At 41.2% G+C, this 17,886-nt stretch carries 12 protein-coding genes and 1 pseudogene; 6 read left to right on the top strand and 7 right to left on the bottom strand.

The genetic code is table 11. From position 1 onward, the window contains the following. Nucleotides 1-3 precede the first annotated feature (3 nt). The 3 genes and pseudogenes from menB to menE all read left to right on the top strand — a co-directional run bounded on the left by menB (nt 4) and on the right by menE (nt 3,234). Nucleotides 4-861 carry a 1,4-dihydroxy-2-naphthoyl-CoA synthase gene (gene menB / locus RB151_RS13215; RefSeq protein ID WP_071548183.1) on the top strand — a complete coding sequence of 286 codons (858 nt, stop codon included), beginning with the start codon at nt 4-6 and terminating at the stop codon, nt 859-861. Next, nucleotides 861-1,832: an o-succinylbenzoate synthase gene (menC, locus tag RB151_RS13210; RefSeq protein ID WP_042844424.1), complete on the top strand. Its 972-nt coding sequence runs from the start codon at nt 861-863 to the stop codon at nt 1,830-1,832. The genes menB and menC overlap by 1 nt, the downstream gene beginning before the upstream one ends. After that, a pseudogene (menE, locus tag RB151_RS13205) lies at nt 1,820-3,234 on the top strand (o-succinylbenzoate--CoA ligase). Before menC ends, menE begins: the two are co-directional and overlap by 13 nt. Before the next feature lie 34 nt (nt 3,235-3,268). Here menE and RB151_RS13200 read toward each other — a convergent pair. Continuing rightward, nucleotides 3,269-4,711, bottom strand: a complete 1,443-nt coding sequence (locus RB151_RS13200) for a catalase (protein ID WP_071548182.1) — start codon at nt 4,709-4,711, stop codon at nt 3,269-3,271. Between the two features lie 334 nt (nt 4,712-5,045). Between RB151_RS13200 and RB151_RS13195 the strand changes: the two genes are divergently transcribed. Continuing rightward, a complete protein-coding gene (locus RB151_RS13195; RefSeq protein ID WP_042844420.1) occupies nt 5,046-5,588 on the top strand; it encodes a YfaZ family outer membrane protein in 543 nt (180 codons plus the stop codon). A 186-nt stretch (nt 5,589-5,774) separates the two neighbouring features. On the opposite strand, the gene RB151_RS13190 is transcribed toward RB151_RS13195, so the two are convergent. Together RB151_RS13190 and tyrP are read right to left on the bottom strand one after the other, a co-directional pair. After that, a complete protein-coding gene (locus RB151_RS13190) occupies nt 5,775-6,701 on the bottom strand; it encodes an Rpn family recombination-promoting nuclease/putative transposase (protein ID WP_042844419.1) in 927 nt (308 codons plus the stop codon). A gap of 267 nt (nt 6,702-6,968) precedes the next feature. After that, nucleotides 6,969-8,177: a tyrosine transporter TyrP gene (tyrP, locus tag RB151_RS13185; RefSeq protein WP_042844418.1), complete on the bottom strand. Its 1,209-nt coding sequence runs from the start codon at nt 8,175-8,177 to the stop codon at nt 6,969-6,971. Nucleotides 8,178-8,589: 412 nt separating this feature from the next. On the opposite strand from tyrP, the gene RB151_RS13180 reads away from it, so the two are divergent. Beyond that, the gene (locus tag RB151_RS13180) at nt 8,590-9,930 is read left to right on the top strand and encodes an anaerobic C4-dicarboxylate transporter (RefSeq protein ID WP_071548181.1); all 1,341 of its coding nucleotides are present in this window, start codon (nt 8,590-8,592) and stop codon (nt 9,928-9,930) included. Between the two features lie 78 nt (nt 9,931-10,008). Here the strand turns inward: RB151_RS13180 and yfaE are convergent, their stop codons facing one another. From yfaE to ubiG, 4 genes are all read right to left on the bottom strand, one after another. Beyond that, nucleotides 10,009-10,272 carry a class I ribonucleotide reductase maintenance protein YfaE gene (yfaE, locus tag RB151_RS13175; protein WP_042844415.1) on the bottom strand — a complete coding sequence of 88 codons (264 nt, stop codon included), beginning with the start codon at nt 10,270-10,272 and terminating at the stop codon, nt 10,009-10,011. A 2-nt stretch (nt 10,273-10,274) separates the two neighbouring features. Beyond that, nucleotides 10,275-11,411: a class Ia ribonucleoside-diphosphate reductase subunit beta gene (nrdB, locus tag RB151_RS13170; protein ID WP_042844414.1), complete on the bottom strand. Its 1,137-nt coding sequence runs from the start codon at nt 11,409-11,411 to the stop codon at nt 10,275-10,277. 11 nt (nt 11,412-11,422) lie between these two features. Continuing rightward, nucleotides 11,423-13,714: a class 1a ribonucleoside-diphosphate reductase subunit alpha gene (gene nrdA, locus RB151_RS13165; RefSeq protein ID WP_042844413.1), complete on the bottom strand. Its 2,292-nt coding sequence runs from the start codon at nt 13,712-13,714 to the stop codon at nt 11,423-11,425. 358 nt (nt 13,715-14,072) lie between these two features. Further along, complete coding sequence (gene ubiG / locus RB151_RS13160) at nt 14,073-14,795, bottom strand: bifunctional 2-polyprenyl-6-hydroxyphenol methylase/3-demethylubiquinol 3-O-methyltransferase UbiG (protein WP_042844412.1); 723 nt, start codon at nt 14,793-14,795, stop codon at nt 14,073-14,075. 290 nt (nt 14,796-15,085) lie between these two features. Here ubiG and gyrA point away from each other — a divergent pair, with 290 nt between their 5' ends. After that, on the top strand, nt 15,086-17,701 hold the full coding sequence (gyrA, locus tag RB151_RS13155; RefSeq protein ID WP_042844411.1) for a DNA topoisomerase (ATP-hydrolyzing) subunit A: 2,616 nt from the start codon (nt 15,086-15,088) through the stop codon (nt 17,699-17,701). Nucleotides 17,702-17,886 lie beyond the last annotated feature (185 nt).

Here is a 17,886-nt window from a genome sequence, read left to right as displayed (position 1 = left end):
ATAATGATTTATCCAAGCGAAGAAAAATTATACGCGCCAATTGAATGGCAAGATTGTTCTACAGGGTTTGAAGATATTCGATATCATAAATCTCCTGAAGGGATTGCAAAAATTACGATTAACCGCCCTGAAGTGCGTAATGCTTTCCGCCCACAAACTGTGAAAGAGATGATCCAGGCATTATCTGATGCACGTTATGATGACCAAATAGGCACTATTATTTTAACTGGTGAGGGTGAAAAAGCTTTCTGTGCAGGGGGCGACCAAAAAATTCGTGGTGACTACGGTGGGTATCGCGATGAAAGTGGCACACACCATTTAAATGTCTTAGATTTCCAACGCCAAATACGTACCTGCCCAAAACCAGTTGTGGCGATGGTCGCCGGTTTCTCTATCGGCGGCGGTCATGTTTTACATATGATGTGTGACTTAACTATTGCGGCTGATAACGCCATATTTGGTCAAACGGGCCCTAAAGTTGGTTCATTTGACGGTGGCTGGGGCGCATCGTATATGGCACGTATTGTTGGGCAGAAAAAAGCACGTGAAATTTGGTTCCTATGCCGCCAATACAATGCACAGGAAGCATTGGAGATGGGGCTAGTCAATACTGTAGTTCCTTATGCCGATTTAGAAAAAGAAACGGTACGCTGGTGTCGTGAAATGCTAGAAAATAGCCCGATGGCATTACGTTGTTTGAAAGCTGCCTTGAATGCAGATTGTGATGGTCAAGCTGGCCTGCAAGAACTGGCGGGTAATGCAACAATGCTATTTTATATGACAGATGAAGGTCAGGAAGGGCGCGATGCTTTTAACGAAAAACGCGCGCCAGACTTTTCTAAATATAAGCGTAATCCATAATGCGTAAAGCCACACTCTATTCGTTCAGCCTGCCAATGGAGGCAGGCGTCATCCTTCGTTATCAGCGTTTAAAAACTCGTGATGGGTTATTAGTCTGCTTAAAAGAGGGCGATAACGAAGGTTGGGGGGAGATTTCCCCTCTACCAGAGTTCAGTTCAGAAACATTAGAACAAGCAACCGCCGAAACTATTGTTCGATTGAATGAATGGATAAAACACGGCAAAATTTCTGAAAGTCTATTGCCTTCTGTTGCATTTGGTTGCAGTTGTGCACTTGCAGAATTGACTGGTGAATTACCTGAGTCAGCGGATTATCGCAAAGCTCCTTTATGCAGTGGTGACCCCGATGATTTAATTCTAAGCCTTGATGCGATGGATGGTGAAAAGGTGGCTAAGGTCAAGGTTGGGTTATATGAAGCGGTACGTGATGGGATGGTCGTTAACCTATTATTAGAGGCAGTACCCGAGCTTAAATTGCGTTTAGATGCTAATCGGAGCTGGACTCGTGCGAAAGCTGACGGTTTTGCTAAGTATGTTAATCCTGACTATCGAAGCCGTATTGCATTCTTGGAAGAGCCCTGTAAAACCCGTGAAGAATCGTTGAAATTTGCAATGGATACGGGGATTAACATTGCTTGGGATGAAAGCGTGCGTGAAGACGGCTTTAAAGTCGAAGCGCAGGAAGGGGTTGCGGCAATTGTGATTAAACCAACATTGACGGGTAGCCTTAATTATTGCCGCTCTTTAGTTGAGGATGCGCATCGTTTAGGCTTACAAGCTGTGATTAGCTCATCCATTGAAAGCAGTTTTGGTTTAACACAATTAGCGCGTGTTGCACAGTGGTTAACACCAAACACTATTCCTGGTTTGGACACCGTTTCATTGATCCAATCGCAATTGATCCGTCCTTGGCCCCAGTGCGAAATAGCTGTTCAGCAACTCGATGAATTAACGGTCGTATGGCAGAGTTAATCCATTTTAATGACTGGCCTTGGCAACATTGGGCCAATCTTTACCCCGACTCAATCGCATTATTGACGGATTCTGAGCGTATTACTTGGAAAGCCTTAAGCCAACAGGTCACCGACCTTGCCAATTACTTTTCAATGCAAGGGGTCAATCAAGGGCAATGTGTTGTCTTACGAGGTAAAAACTCTGTCGAATTGTTGCTAAGCCAGTTAGCTCTTATTGCTTGTGGTGCAAGGGTGTTGCCTCTTAACCCGCGTCTACCAGAAAGGTTATTAGGGGAACTATTGCCACACCTTGATGTGAGTGCTGCTATTGATTTTACTGGTGAATCAGGTGTCTTAGCTGAGTATCGAAACTTAGATTATCAGCAGTATTATCATTTTATTGATGATAATGCTTTTCAGACAGTTGATTTTTTGACCACATTAGAACAACCCGCAACACTCATATTAACTTCCGGCTCAACCGGCTTACCAAAAGCCGTCGTTCACAGTGTATTTGCCCACTTATGTAGTGCAAAAGGGGTTGTCAGTGTGATGAGTTATCAACAAGCGGATTGTTGGTTGCTTTCTTTGCCGCTATTTCATGTTTCAGGACAAGGTATTATTTGGCGCTGGCTACTCCAAGGGGGCAGTTTAGCGTTGAAAACCTCACCATTGGCCGAAGCCTTGCAGGATGTTACGCACGCATCCCTAGTTCCAACACAATTATGGCGTTTGTTAAACGAAGAAACTGCCAGTCAGCTTGTGTTAAAAGAAGTTTTGTTGGGGGGGCGATGATACCTACGACACTCACAGATTTAGCAGAAAGCCGCGGAATTGCTTGCTGGAGTGGTTATGGGATGACTGAAATGGCATCCACTGTTTGTGCTAAACGTGCAAATGGTAAAAAAGGTGTCGGCTTACCATTAAAAGGTAAGCAAGTACGTATTATTAATGATGAAATCCAAATCAAGGCAGATAGCCAAGCAATAGGGTATTGGTTTGATGGTGAGGTCAAGCCGTTAAACTGTATTGACGGCTGGTTTAAAACCAATGATAAAGGCGCTTTTACTGAAGGTGAGTACCAGATACTCGGTCGATTAGACAATTTATTTATCAGTGGCGGTGAAAATATTCAACCAGAAGATATCGAATCCGTCATAAACTCTCACCCTGATGTCAGCCAAAGTTTTATTATTCCTGTTGATGATGAACAATTTGGTCAACGGCCAGTCGCAGTCATTGAAATTAATGAAACAACGGATTTAAATAAACTGGCAGATTGGTTGAAAGATAAACTCGCCTCCTATCAATATCCTACAGCGTTTTATTATTTAGCTCCTGAGCTGAAAGCTGGCGGGATCAAAGTTTCTCGCCAACAAGTAAAACACTGGCTATATACAAAGGCAGTGTTTAGTCATTAAAAAGTGGCAGGGATTCTCCTGCCACTCAAGCGAATTATTTTTTCAGAGCGTTTAATGCTTTTTCCACGCCTGCACCATACTCAGGGTGAACTTGTTTAAATAACCCAATTTGGCGTATTTGGGTTTCTTCTGTTGTGTCAATCAGTTCCCCCGCAATACGTTTAAACATTCTTTGATGTTCTGCATCATCCAGTAGTTCATACAAGGCGCGAGGCTGGCTGAAATAGTCTTGGTCTTCACGATGATCCCAATGGTCAGCAGCACCTTCGATAGATAATGGCGGCTCACTGAAATCCGGTTGTTCTTGGAATAAGCCTGCTTCATTTGGCTCATAAGTGACATTATTGCCACTATTGCCATCCACACGCATAGCTCCATCACGATGGTAATTGTGGAATGGGCAGCGAGGTGCGTTTACAGGGATTTGGTGGTGGTTGACGCCAAGGCGGTAACGGTGCGCATCGCCATAAGAGAATAAACGCCCTTGTAACATTCTATCTGGTGAGAAACCAATACCCGGGACGATATTTGCTGGGCTGAATGCTGCTTGTTCGACATCAGAAAAATAATTATCTGGGTTACGGTTAAGTTCAAAATAGCCAACATCAATTAATGGGTAATCCTTATGTGGCCAGACTTTAGTTAGGTCAAATGGGTTATAAGGAACTTGCGATGCTTCTTTCTCAGGCATGATTTGAACCTGTAAGTTCCAGCGAGGAAAGTCACCTTTTTCAATAGATTCAAATAAATCACGTTGTGAGCTTTCTCTATCTTTACCGACTAATTGTTCTGCTTGCTCATCAGAGAGGTTTTGGATGCCTTGTTGGCAGCGGAAATGGAATTTGACCCAAAATCGCTCGTTATCACTATTGATAAAGCTATAAGTATGGCTACCAAAACCGTGCATATGACGGTAACTTTGAGGGATGCCTCGATCACTCGCATCAATGGTCAATTGGTGCAAAGATTCAGGTAACTGAGAGAAAAATGCCCACTTATGTTCCATAGTACGTAAATTAGAGCGTGGGTCGCGCTTAACCACGTGGTTTAAATCAGGGAATTTCAAAGGGTCACGGAAGTAAAAAACTGGGGTATTGTTACCAACCATATCCCAGTTACCTTCTTCTGTATAAAATTTCAGTGCAAAACCTCGGATATCACGTTCTGCATCTGCGGCACCACGCTCACCTGCAACGGTAGAAAAGCGGGCAAACATTTCGGTTTTTTTTCCAATTTGTGAGAAAATTTTTGCCCTTGTGTAACGGGTAATATCATGTGTCACCGTAAAGGTACCGAATGAGCCTGAACCTTTTGCATGCATGCGTCTTTCTGGGATCACTTCACGGTCAAAATGAGCTAGTTTTTCTAAAAACCAAACATCCTGTAATAACATAGGGCCGCGTTTACCCGCGGTCATGACATTATTATTATTGGCGACGGGAGCGCCAGAAGCGGTAGTAAGCCCTTTCTTTTTCATCAAAATACTCCTAATTCTGGATTAAATGACTACACAAACCTAACTAATAAGTTAATCTTTTGTAAAAAAATAAAATCATTACTACAATGAACCTATAAACCAGTATAATTACCATGGTATTAATAATCTAATTAATATGACCAATTACTGTGATTAACATGGCAATAGTGGTATTCATATTACTGTTATTGAATGATATACCTTTGATTTGATAAAATTATTTGAGAATTTGTCGTATTTTATGTATAGCTTGAGTAAATCTGAGTAATAAAGACTGAGGATTACGTAAAATTCGCGTAGTATCCGCATGTAATAATTTGAAGAGGATAAGATAATGCGCAAAGTATTGTTATTAGCAGCGGCCATGTCGCCATTTTTTGTTGGTACTGCACAGGCAGTTTCAGTTAGTGCTCAAGCAGGTAAACATTTTACGGAATTGTCCGCTGGGTTGGGTAACCCAAATGCCGGTTTAGCGTTTAATGGTTCTTGGGCGCGCAGTGACCATGATGGTCAAATGGGGAGCCTCGGCGCTACATTTGGTTTGCCAATTGGGCCTTTTTCTGCTCATGTTGGTGGTAAAGGGTTATATTTATCGCCTGATAACAATAGTAATGGTGCTGCATTAGCTGTTGGTGGTGGGGTAAATTGGCAAGCTTTGCCTTCATTAAATATTTATGGTGAAGCTTATGGTGCTCCTGAGCAACTGACATCAGGTAGCAAATCGTACGTAGAAGCTAAAGCGGGCGCACGTTACACGGTATTCAAGCCGCTATCTATTGATGCTGGGTATCGGTTAATTGAAATGAAAGGTAGCCATGGCAACAACAGTGATAAAGTTGCAGATGGTTGGTATGTGGGAGCAGGGCTTTCATTTTAAAACTTTTCTCGTATTTTAATCAGTTCCTAATCCGGGATTAACCCCTTAGATTGGGAACTGATAATTCCACCTTATTTTTTATTATCATAAATATTCTTTATTTAAAAGCCGCTTGAAACAAAATAATAACTAAGCTTATTTATTACGATGTTGCTCACATTGCACATACTAATAGCTGTTAGAGGGTTACTGTAATGAAACCAGTACTTCACGGCTTAACCCCGTGCTTTCCATAATAATTTCTAGGCTAACCCCTTGTTTAAGTAAATTACTCGCCAAAACAATTGTTGCCTCTTCACGCCCTTTTTCTCGCCCTCGCTCAATGCCTTCAAGTAGACCTTCTTGGCGGCCTTTATCCTGTAACCGCTGTGCAATATTCATTATAGTTTCCTTATGTTTTTCGGTTTGCTCCCCCAATGCCTGCACAATATGTTCGAAATTAGTGGAGTCCAACGCAATGAACAAATAATTCAAGATAGTCACGATATCATTATCGCTATTATAGTGTTGATTAAGTGCCTGTGCCAAGAGCGGCAGAACTTGCTGAAATTCATCCCGTAAATACTTATGTTTCATCGCCAGCTCCATGACAGCGACTTTCCGATGATTAACCAATTGACTATCCTCTATTACCGTGACATCTACCAATGGGAATGGCTGTGTGTATAGCCCATTAGCGATATCTGGGAGTGTAAAACAATCCGTCCATAATTGCGTATAGGGGTATGGAGACCGCCCACCGTGATAAAAAAGAACTGGCACCACAAGAGGGGGCGTCTTATTACCTTGTTGCAGATGTTGGTTCATCGCTAAAAACGCATAATGCATTAAACGCCAAGCCATAAGTTTATCTGGGGTTGACTGGTGTTCGACTAAAAGATAAAGGTAACCTTTTCCGTGGGTTGTTTGCACTGAATATAAAACATCGGATAAACGTGAGCGCAGTTGTTTATCAATAAATGAAGAGTTAGTTAGGGCTAGCGTATTAAAATCACATAATGACTTAATATGATTAGGGAGGTGAATATCAAAAAAGTCTCGGGCATTCTCAATTTTCGTCATAAAGCCTTTAAAAGCGGCATCATGTGCAGTAGATATCCGTTTTTTCTGCATCCAATTATCCTTATTGGCAGCCAATGATAACAAGCAGTAACGTCACTACACCACAATAGAATAAGCAGACAAAGTTGTCTGCTCGGTATTATTTACTGATAAGGAGTGATATTTTGGAGGTAAATTTTAAGAGGTGTATTAACGCAGAGTAAAATATAGGAATGATGAATGATTGGGTTAATGGATAAAGGTAATAACAATAAAACTCAATCCTGAGTAAAAGACTTCAAATGGCATGATATTGAAGTCTTTTACTTTATCGAGAGCTTACCCAACGTTTGGTAAAAAACCAGCAACAATAGCAAATTGGATAGCGATGACAGCGATACCGCAAAGTAGCACTAAACCTAATATTGGTGTGCCACCCTTAACTTGGTATTCACCTTGCGTTTCAACTTTACGCACCCGTAAGGTTAAGAGCGCAGGGATAATCAGCGCAAGAACAGACAGTGCAACAGCAGCATAAGTTAAGGCCTGCACGAAACTGCTAAAAAATAAGGCAGCTAACAGCGGCGGTATGAAGGTTAATAAACCTGTTTGAATGCGACCAAATAGGTGGTTACTGCGCTTAAATAGGTCGGCAAGATAATCAAATAGGCCAAGGGCAACACCTAAAAAGGAAGTCGCTAAGGCTAAATCCATAAATAAACTAACAGCGATATTTACACGGGGTGTAGCCACAACATCACGGATTGCAGTCAGTAGCCCGTTTAGGCCAGATTGTTGCGCAAGGATCCCGATAAATGTATGAGAGGGAATTGACCCAAGCGTTGCGATTTGCCACAGAATATAGGCGACTAGTGGGATAGCACTACCCGTAATAAAAATCATACGTAATTTACGCACATCACCATTCATATAGTTCACCAAGCTAGGCACGCTTCCATGGAACCCAAATGAAGTGAATATAACGGGTACGGCAGCAAGAAGTAGGCCTTTTTCAACAGGCATTGTGCTTAAGTTAATAGCTTCGGCATGGGGCATCATTACGACTAACATAATCACTAAAAAAACAGTTTTTGCAGTGAATAAAATTCGATTAATAAAGTCTACAGAGTGGGTGCCTATGCAGACAATCGCACCACCGATAATTGTGAACGCAATAATGGCAGTATCCGTCGAAATGTTAATACCCCACCATGAAGAAAAACTGTCTGAAATTAGAACACCGGCACCACCAATATATGCAGTCGTTAAGGCGTACATTAATAACAGCATACTGAGGCCAGTTACTATTTGCCCTGTGGGACCTAGATATTTCTTAGCAACAGACCCTAATCCCATGTTGGCTGGGTTATGTTGATATACTTCAACTAATAGTAATGAGGTATAGCTCATTAACATCCACAAACCAACAAGCAAACAGACGATGCCTGTGAAACCGACACCTGCAGCAGCAAGTGGCATTGCCAGCATCCCAGCCCCTATTGTTGTTCCTGCAACGATTAACACACTGCCAAGCGTACGATTCTTCACAAGTTCCTCTAATTGAAATTAATTTATTAATAAGTGCAGCAGATTATGCGATTGCACGTGCGCTGTCAAATGTAAATTACAGGTGGTGTATATATATATTTACACCTTAAATTTAGTTGAGACTAAAAGAATGGCTAAATAAATACAGGTTAATTAAATGAAAAAATAATGAGAGATAAACGTAAATTCAAAGAGGAGGCATATGTTAAAAAATAGAGGGTAATTAATTGATTTTTCTATATAGACTAATTAACTGGGCAGTATGGCAGTTACTTAAGGTGAATTGTGTGATGGGGCTATAACAAAAGCATAAAAAATAAAATTAAATTGATTTTGAAATTATCATAAATCAAATTAATGAATATAAATCATCCGGATAATATAGGCAGACATATCTATAAAGGATGAAACTATGGACTTCATGATACAACTTGCCATTATCCTTGTTTGCTTGTTTTACGGAGCAAAAAAAGGTGGGATGGCGTTAGGGCTTTTGGGTGGTGTTGGTCTCGTAATTTTAGTTTTTGGGTTTGGCTTACCGCCAGGAAAACCGCCTGTTGATGTTATGCTTGTTATCATTGCTGTTGTTGCCGCATCAGCAACGTTACAAGCATCAGGCGGTTTAGATGTCATGCTGCAAATTGCAGAACGATTACTACGGAAAAACCCTAAATACATCTCTATTGTGGCACCATTTGTGACATGCATTTTAACCATTTTGTGTGGTACAGGGCATGTTGTTTATACTATTTTACCTATCATTTATGATGCAGCGATTAAAAACAATATTCGTCCAGAAAGACCAATGGCTGCAAGTAGTATTGGTGCACAAATGGGGATTATAGCTAGCCCTGTATCAGTGGCTGTTGTTTCACTCGTTGCAATGTTAAATGGGGTGACGATAAACGGGCAATCTCTTGAATTTCTAGATTTATTGGCCATTACTATCCCATCAACATTATTAGGTATTTTAGCTATTGGTATCTTTAGTTGGTTTAGGGGGAAAGATCTTGATAAAGACCTCGTATTCCAAGAGTTTATTTCTGTCCCTGAAAACCATGATTATGTATATGGTGACAGTGTGACATTACTGGATAAAAAACTGCCTAAAATTAATTGGGTAGCGATGTGGATTTTCCTAGCATCTATTGCAGTCGTTGCATTATTAGGCGCTTTTTCTGAATTAAGACCACTAGTGAATGGTAAACCACTTTCTATGGTATTAGTGATCCAGATGTTTATGTTATTGGCAGGAGCGCTAATTATTATCATCTGTAAAACTAATCCAGGGCAAATATCGAAGAATGAAGTTTTCCGCTCAGGGATGATTGCTATTGTCGCGGTATATGGTATCGCATGGATGGCTGAAACCATGTTTGGTGCACACATGGATGAGATCAAAGGAACACTTGGTTCTTTAGTTAAGGATTTCCCATGGGCATATGCGGTTATTTTACTATTGGTGTCTAAATTCGTTAATTCACAAGCAGCGGCATTGGCAGCGGTTGTGCCTATCGCATTAGGAATTGGTGTTGACCCTGCTTATATTATTGCTTCTGCGCCAGCTTGTTATGGTTATTATATTTTACCAACTTATCCTAGTGACCTTGCAGCGATTCAATTTGACCGCTCAGGAACAACACGTATCGGTAAATTTGTTATCAACCACAGTTTTATCTTGCCGGGGTTAATTGGGGTGGGCGTCTCTTGCGTATTTGGCTGGGTATTTGCCGCTTTATATGGTTACCTATAAACCGATAGCAATCTCATAAGATGAAAAGCGATTGCATGGAAAGTCAATTACCATGCAATCGCTAACGATATTAAACTATCAACCAATTTCAATGTCAGAAAGCGGGTGGCAACAACAAGGTAATATTTCACCTTCTTGAACAAATGCCAAAGGTTTACGCTTATAGCCGACTTTTCCACGTAATAACATCACACGACATGAACCACAGTAGCCTTCACGGCATTGATATTCGACAGGAACACGACTATCTTCGAGAGCTTCCAATAAACACGAATGGATTTCAGTATGGAAGGGGACTTGAACACCCTGCGTTAATCGCAGGGTGATTTTATGGCTAGCCATAATTACAGTTCGAAGTCGCTCAGGTCGTCGGTATCGACTTGAGAGTCAATTTGACCAACTAGGTAAGAACTAACTTCAACTTCTTGAGGTGCGACCTGTACGTTATCTGAAACTAACCATGCGTTAATCCATGGTATCGGGTTGGAGCGCCCTTCGAAAGGTAATTTCAAACCTACTGCTTGCATACGGATATTAGTAATGTATTCAACGTATTGGCATAAAATATCTTTATTTAAACCAATCATTGAACCTTCACTAAATAGGTAATCAGCCCACTCTTTTTCTTGTTCCGCTGCTTGTACGAACAAGTCGTAGCATTCTTGTTCACATTCCGCTGCAATTTCTGCCATTTCAGGGTCATCTTGACCTGAACGCAATAGGTTAAGCATGTGTTGAGTACCGGTTAGGTGCAACGCTTCATCACGCGCAATTAGCTTGATGATTTTTGCATTCCCTTCCATCAGTTCACGCTCAGCAAAAGCAAATGAACAAGCAAAACTAACATAAAAACGGATGGCTTCTAGGGCATTGACACTCATTAAGCACAGGTAAAGTTGCTTTTTAAGTTGGCGTAGAGAAACGGTGACTTGCTTGCCATTACAATTATGAGTGCCTTCACCAAACATATGGTAGTAGTTAGTCATTTCGATTAGGTCATCATAAAAACCAGAAATGTCTTTTGCACGCTTTAAAATTTCTTCATTTTCAACAATATCATCAAAAATGATGGCAGGGTCATTTACGATATTACGAATAATATGCGTATAAGAACGTGAGTGAATAGTTTCAGAAAATGCCCACGTTTCTACCCAAGTCTCTAACTCAGGAATTGAAATTAATGGCAACAGAGCCACATTTGGGCTGCGACCCTGAATAGAGTCAAGCAGCGTTTGGTATTTCAGATTACTGATGAAAATATGCTTTTCGTGTTCTGGCAATGCATTATAGTCAATGCGGTCGCGCGACACGTCAACTTCTTCTGGTCGCCAGAAAAATGACAGTTGTTTTTCAATCAGTTTTTCAAAAATAGGGTATTTTTGCTGATCATAGCGTGCCACGTTAACCGGCTGGCCGAAAAACATCGGTTCCAGCATTTGGTCATTTTTCTTCTGTGAAAACGTTGTATATGTATGTGACATAACCATTCCTATTAAATTTTACACGCGCCGCCTTCGCAATCGGAATCTGCTGACTCAACAACTTCTTCCAGATCACCTTGCACATCTTCCGCGCCATCGCGGGTGTTGTGATAGTAAAGTGTTTTCACACCAAACTTATAGGCGAGCAATAAATCTTTTAGCAATTGGTTCATTGGTACTTTACCGCTCTCGAAACGAGTTGGGTCATAGTTTGTGTTTGCAGATATCGACTGGTCGATAAATTTCTGCATGATACCAACGAGTTGTAAATAACCGCTATTTGAAGGCATTTGCCATAACAGTTCATAAGCACTTTTAAGATTTTCGTAATCAGGGACGACCTGACGTAAGATGCCATCTTTAGATGCTTTAATACTGATGTAACCACGTGGCGGCTCAATACCATTGGTTGCGTTTGAAATCTGGGATGATGTTTCAGAAGGCATCAAAGCAGATAATGTAGAGTTACGCAGACCATGTTGTTTAATGTCTTGGCGAAGTGCTTCCCAATCATAATGTAAAGGCTCATTAGTTAACTTATCGAGTTCTTTTTTATAAGTATCGATCGGTAACACACCTTGTGCATAAGTGGTTTCATTGAACCATGGGCAAGCGCCTTGCTCTTTTGCTAGTTCATTTGAGGCTTTCAACAGGTAATATTGAATTGCTTCAAAGGTTTTATGCGTTAGATTATTTGCACTGCCATCGGAGTAACGAACACCATGTTTTGCCAAATAATAAGCATAGTTGATCACGCCAATACCTAAGGTACGACGGCCCATAGACCCTTGCTTCGCTGCAATAATTGGGTAATCTTGATAATCGAGTAGGGCATCTAACGCACGGACAGCTAACGTGGCTAATTCTTCTAACTCATCAAGGCTTTCAATTGCACCTAAGTTGAAAGCAGAAAGTGTACATAGCGCGATTTCACCATTTTCATCATTAATGTTATTTAATGGTTTTGTCGGTAATGCAATTTCTAAACACAGGTTCGATTGACGAACGGGTGCAACTTGTGGGTCAAATGGGCTATGTGTATTACAGTGGTCAACGTTTTGAATATAAATACGACCAGTAGATGCACGCTCTTGCATCATTAATGAAAATAGCTCAACGGCTTTTACGGCGGTCTTGCGAATATTTTCATCTTGTTCATATTTCACATACAAGCGTTCGAATTCTTCTTGATCGGCAAAGAAAGCGTCATAAAGACCCGGCACATCAGATGGGCTGAACAACGTGATATCTTGGTTTTTAATCAAGCGTTCGTACATCAATTTATTTAACTGAACGCCGTAGTCCATATGACGAACACGGTTACCTTCAACACCACGGTTATTTTTTAGAACCAATAAGCTTTCAACTTCTAAGTGCCAGATTGGGTAGAATAATGTTGCTGCACCACCGCGGACGCCACCTTGAGAACAAGATTTAACCGCTGTTTGGAAGTGCTTATAAAATGGTATACAGCCAGTATGGAATGCTTCACCACCACGAATAGGGCTACCTAATGCACGGATACGCCCTGCATTTACACCAATTCCTGCACGTTGTGAAACATATTTGACAATGGCACTTGATGTGGCGTTGATAGAATCAAGGCTGTCTCCACATTCAATTAGAACACAAGAACTAAATTGACGCGTAGGTGTACGTACCCCAGCCATAATTGGCGTAGGTAGTGAAATTTTGAAGGTAGATACGGCATCGTAGAAACGGCGAATGTAATCAAGACGTGTTTCTTTTGGGTAATGTGAAAATAGACAAGCCGCGACTAATATATATAAAAATTGCGCACTTTCGTATATTTCACCAGTTACGCGGTTTTGTACTAAATATTTGCCTTCGAGCTGTTTAACCGCAGCATAGGAAAAATTCATATCACGCCAATGGTCAATAAAACTATCCATTTGCTCGAACTCTGCTTCGGAGTAGTCTTCCAGCAAATGCTTATCATATTTCCCCATTTCAACGAGGTGTTTTACATGTGCATACAGTGCTGGTGGCTCAAATTGGCCATAGGCTTTCTTGCGTAGGTTAAATATCGCAAGACGAGCGGCAAGATATTGGTAATCTGGTGTTTCACCAGTAATCAAATCGGCTGCTGCTTTGATCATCGTTTCGTGAATATCAGAAGTTCTGATCCCATCATAAAACTGAATCTGTGAACGTAACTCCACCTGAGAAACAGATACGTTACTGAGGCCTTCAGCAGCCCAGGTTATTACCTTGTGGATTTTATCGAGATTAATGCGTTCTTTATGTCCATCACGTTTTGTGACTAACAGACTCTGGTTCATGAGCAAATGCACCTTGGTTGAACAACAAATAGTGTAATGCAAACATAAAAAAGCCCATGGTTAAATGCCATGAGACTAGTTGTGTTATGTTTTGCTTTACTACTATATGTAGTAGTTTGTTGAGAATACCATAACAAGATAATGTTAATATGCGATTTTATCAAGTGAACAAATTGCGGGGTTCTTGTGGATAACTGGTTGGATAAGAAAATAGATCATGTCGGTAAGCTGCATGGTAAAAGGAACTAATAAAAAAAAAGCTTCCGACATGAGGACTAAAATAAATTTTGTAAATTGCGATCGTTTGCTGCTTTCTTAAACGTACTGCTTGCGATTTATTCTTTTCGCGACTAACAGACTATTCGCTGATCGTGTGCAGCATATAATTGACATCCACATTTGGGCCAAGCCAAAATTTATCAGTCATAGGGTTATAGTGCAACCCTATGATATGTTTATCTTTTAACTGTGTTCCATCGACCCAGCTAATCAATTCTGATGGGCGAATAAATTTATTCGCATCATGAGTCCCTTTGGGGACCATTTTCATCACATACTCTGCAGCAACAACTGCCATCAACCAAGCTTTTTTATTACGATTAATAGTAGAAAAAATAACATGGCCACCTGGTTTAACTAATTTTGCGCAGGCTCTGACGACAGATTGTGGGTCTGGCACATGCTCTAGCATTTCCATGCAAGTTACAACATCATAGGCTTGAGGGTGTTTATCCGCATGTTGTTCAACCGTTTCTTGAACATATTCAACAGGAATACCTGACTCAAGCGAATGCAAACGTGCAACCATTAAAGGTTCCGCGCCCATATCTAGGCCAGTAACCTCCGCACCTTCACGCGCCATACTTTCTGATAAAATGCCGCCACCACAGCCTACATCAAGAATTTTTTTACCGAAAATCCCCTCTACACGTTGCATGATGTACCCTAAACGTAATGGGTTAATACGGTGTAAAGGGGCGAACTCGCCTTCTAAATCCCACCAGCGGGACGCGATGGATTCAAATTTTTCAATTTCTTGTTTATCGACATTAAGATACGCTGGGGTTTGGGTATCACTCATTAAAGAAGCTCCTATTTTGATCCTATTACCCGATAGACCTATTATTGATAGCCTGATTTTAATAGGGGAGGTGATAGGCGCCCGTTTATTATTGAAGGTTAAAATGCAGACAATAACTGAGTTATCGCAGCTATTCATTGCAGAACCTTCAAGTTTCGGACACATAAACTTAATTTTCCGCTATTATACATAGCTTGAAAGACAAATACCCGTCTCTTATTTTTATTAAATTGGCGAATTGTGGTATAGTTCTACTCTTTGAATCCGAAGTTATGAGGGACAGTGGTTCCATGAGCGAGATTGCCAGAGAAATCACACCAGTTAATATCGAAGAAGAGCTTAAAAGTTCGTATTTGGATTATGCAATGTCCGTTATTGTCGGCCGTGCACTTCCGGATGTTCGAGATGGACTGAAGCCAGTACACCGCAGAGTACTATTTGCGATGAATGTATTGGGAAATGATTGGAATAAACCCTATAAAAAATCTGCCCGTATAGTCGGGGACGTCATCGGTAAATACCATCCACATGGTGATATCGCTGTTTATGAGACTATCGTTCGTCTTGCACAGCCTTTCTCTATGCGTTACATGCTGGTGGATGGTCAAGGAAACTTCGGTTCAGTTGATGGAGACTCAGCTGCGGCAATGCGTTATACGGAAATCCGTATGGCGAAAATTGCTCATGAGCTACTGGCTGATCTTGAAAAAGAAACCGTTGATTTCGTTCCAAACTATGATGGAACAGAGCAAATTCCTGAAGTAATGCCAACGAAAATCCCTAACCTTTTAGTTAATGGGTCGTCAGGTATTGCTGTTGGGATGGCAACTAATATTCCTCCTCACAATTTAGGGGAAGTTATAAATGGTTGTCTTGCCTATATAGAAGATGAAGATATCAGTATTGAAGGTTTGATGGAGCACATACCGGGCCCAGATTTCCCGACTGCTGCCATCATCAACGGTCGTCGTGGTATCATCGATGCTTATCGTACAGGGCGTGGTAAGGTTTATATCCGTGCTAGTGCAGAAGTCGAAGTCGATGAGAAAAGTGGCCGTGAAACCATCATTGTCAGCGAAATACCTTATCAAGTGAATAAAGCTCGCTTGATTGAAAAAATTGCTGAACTAGTCAAAGACAAACGTGTTGACGGTATCAGTGCATTACGTGATGAGTCAGATAAAGACGGCATGCGTATTGTCATTGAGGTAAAACGTGATGCGGTGGGTGAGGTTGTCCTAAACAACTTGTATTCATTAACTCAGCTGCAAGTTTCTTTTGGCATTAATATGGTGGCTTTACATCAAGGCCAACCAAAAATACTGAATCTAAAAGATATTATTGCTGCTTTCGTTCGTCATCGTCGTGAGGTTGTTACACGCCGTACCATTTTTGAACTGCGTAAAGCACGCGATAGAGCTCATATACTTGAAGCGTTAGCGATTGCATTAGCGAATATTGACCCAATTATCGAGCTGATCCGTAAGGCACCAACGCCAGCAGAAGCCAAAGCAGGGCTGATAGCAAGGTCTTGGGACCTTGGTAATGTGGCTGCGATGCTAGAGCGTGCAGGTGATGACGCGGCTCGTCCAGAATGGTTAGAAGAACAGTTCGGTGTTCATGATGGTCAATATTTCCTTACTGAACAACAAGCACAAGCTATTCTTGATTTGCGTTTGCAAAAGTTAACGGGTCTTGAGCATGAAAAATTACTCGAAGAATACCGTGAACTTTTAATTCAAATTGAAGCTCTGTTATTTATTTTGCGCAGCCCTGAACGTTTGATGGAAGTTATTCGCGAAGAATTAGAAATTATTCGTGATACATATAATGACCCTCGACGTACTGAAATTACCGAGAATACCGCGGACATCAATATTGAAGATTTAATCAATCAAGAAGATGTGGTCGTTACGTTATCTCACCAAGGTTATGTGAAGTATCAGCCTCTGTCTGATTACGAAGCACAGCGTCGTGGAGGGAAAGGTAAATCGGCAGCGCGGACGAAAGACGAAGACTTTATTGAACGCCTCTTGGTTGCCAATACGCACGATACCATCTTGTGTTTCTCAAGTCGTGGTCGCTTATACTGGATGAAGGTTTACCAATTACCAGAGGCCAGCCGTGGTGCTCGTGGTCGTCCAATCGTTAACTTATTACCACTTGAACAAAACGAACGCATTACAGCTATCTTACCTGTACGAGAGTACGAAGAGGGCTACAACGTGTTTATGGCGACTGCAAGCGGTACGGTGAAGAAAACGCCTTTACAAGAATTCAGCCGTCCAAGAAGCGCAGGTATTATTGCGGTTAACCTAAATGAAGGTGATGAACTCATTGGTGTTAATTTGACCGATGGCTCAAATGAAGTCATGTTGTTCTCTGCGCAAGGTAAAGTGGTTCGCTTTGCTGAAGATGCAGTAAGACCGATGGGGCGCACTGCAACAGGTGTTCGTGGTATAAAATTAATGGATAACGATAAAGTTGTCTCTTTAATTATTCCTCGAGGGGAAGGCCATATCCTGACTGTAACAGAGAATGGTTACGGTAAACGTACTGAAGCAGCAGAATATCCAACAAAATCACGTGCAACTCAAGGGGTTATCTCCATTAAAGTGAGTGAACGTAACGGGAATGTAGTTGGCGCCATTCAAGTTGATGACACTGACCAAATCATGATGATCACTGATGCAGGGACGTTAGTTCGTACTCGAGTGTCAGAAGTCAGTATTGTTGGTCGAAATACTCAAGGTGTTACTCTGATTAGAACTGCCGAAGACGAAAAAGTTGTTGGCTTACAGCGCGTTGCTGAAACGGAAGATGATGAAGGTTTAGATGATGAAAATGTAGACGAAAACACCATGGAAAATGGTGTGGATGATGCAGACATCAATGAACAAGATTAATCATTTCGTTTAATCTACTCAACGGGCAGCCGATCACGCTGCCCGTTTTACTTTTCTAATTGATATCTCTCATGGTTTTTATTACTTTTCATGTTTATCGCTTTTTTATCATGTGATCGAGTATAATTAACGGTCATGGTATCGAATATACAGGAAGGCGCTTGAGATATTTACCCTCGTTTAAA

It is taken from the genome of Providencia rettgeri, from assembly GCF_001874625.1.
Lineage (GTDB): Bacteria > Pseudomonadota > Gammaproteobacteria > Enterobacterales > Enterobacteriaceae > Providencia > Providencia huashanensis.
The sequence above is the reverse complement of the archived record's forward strand: the minus strand, read 5'-3'. Positions and strand labels throughout refer to the sequence as shown.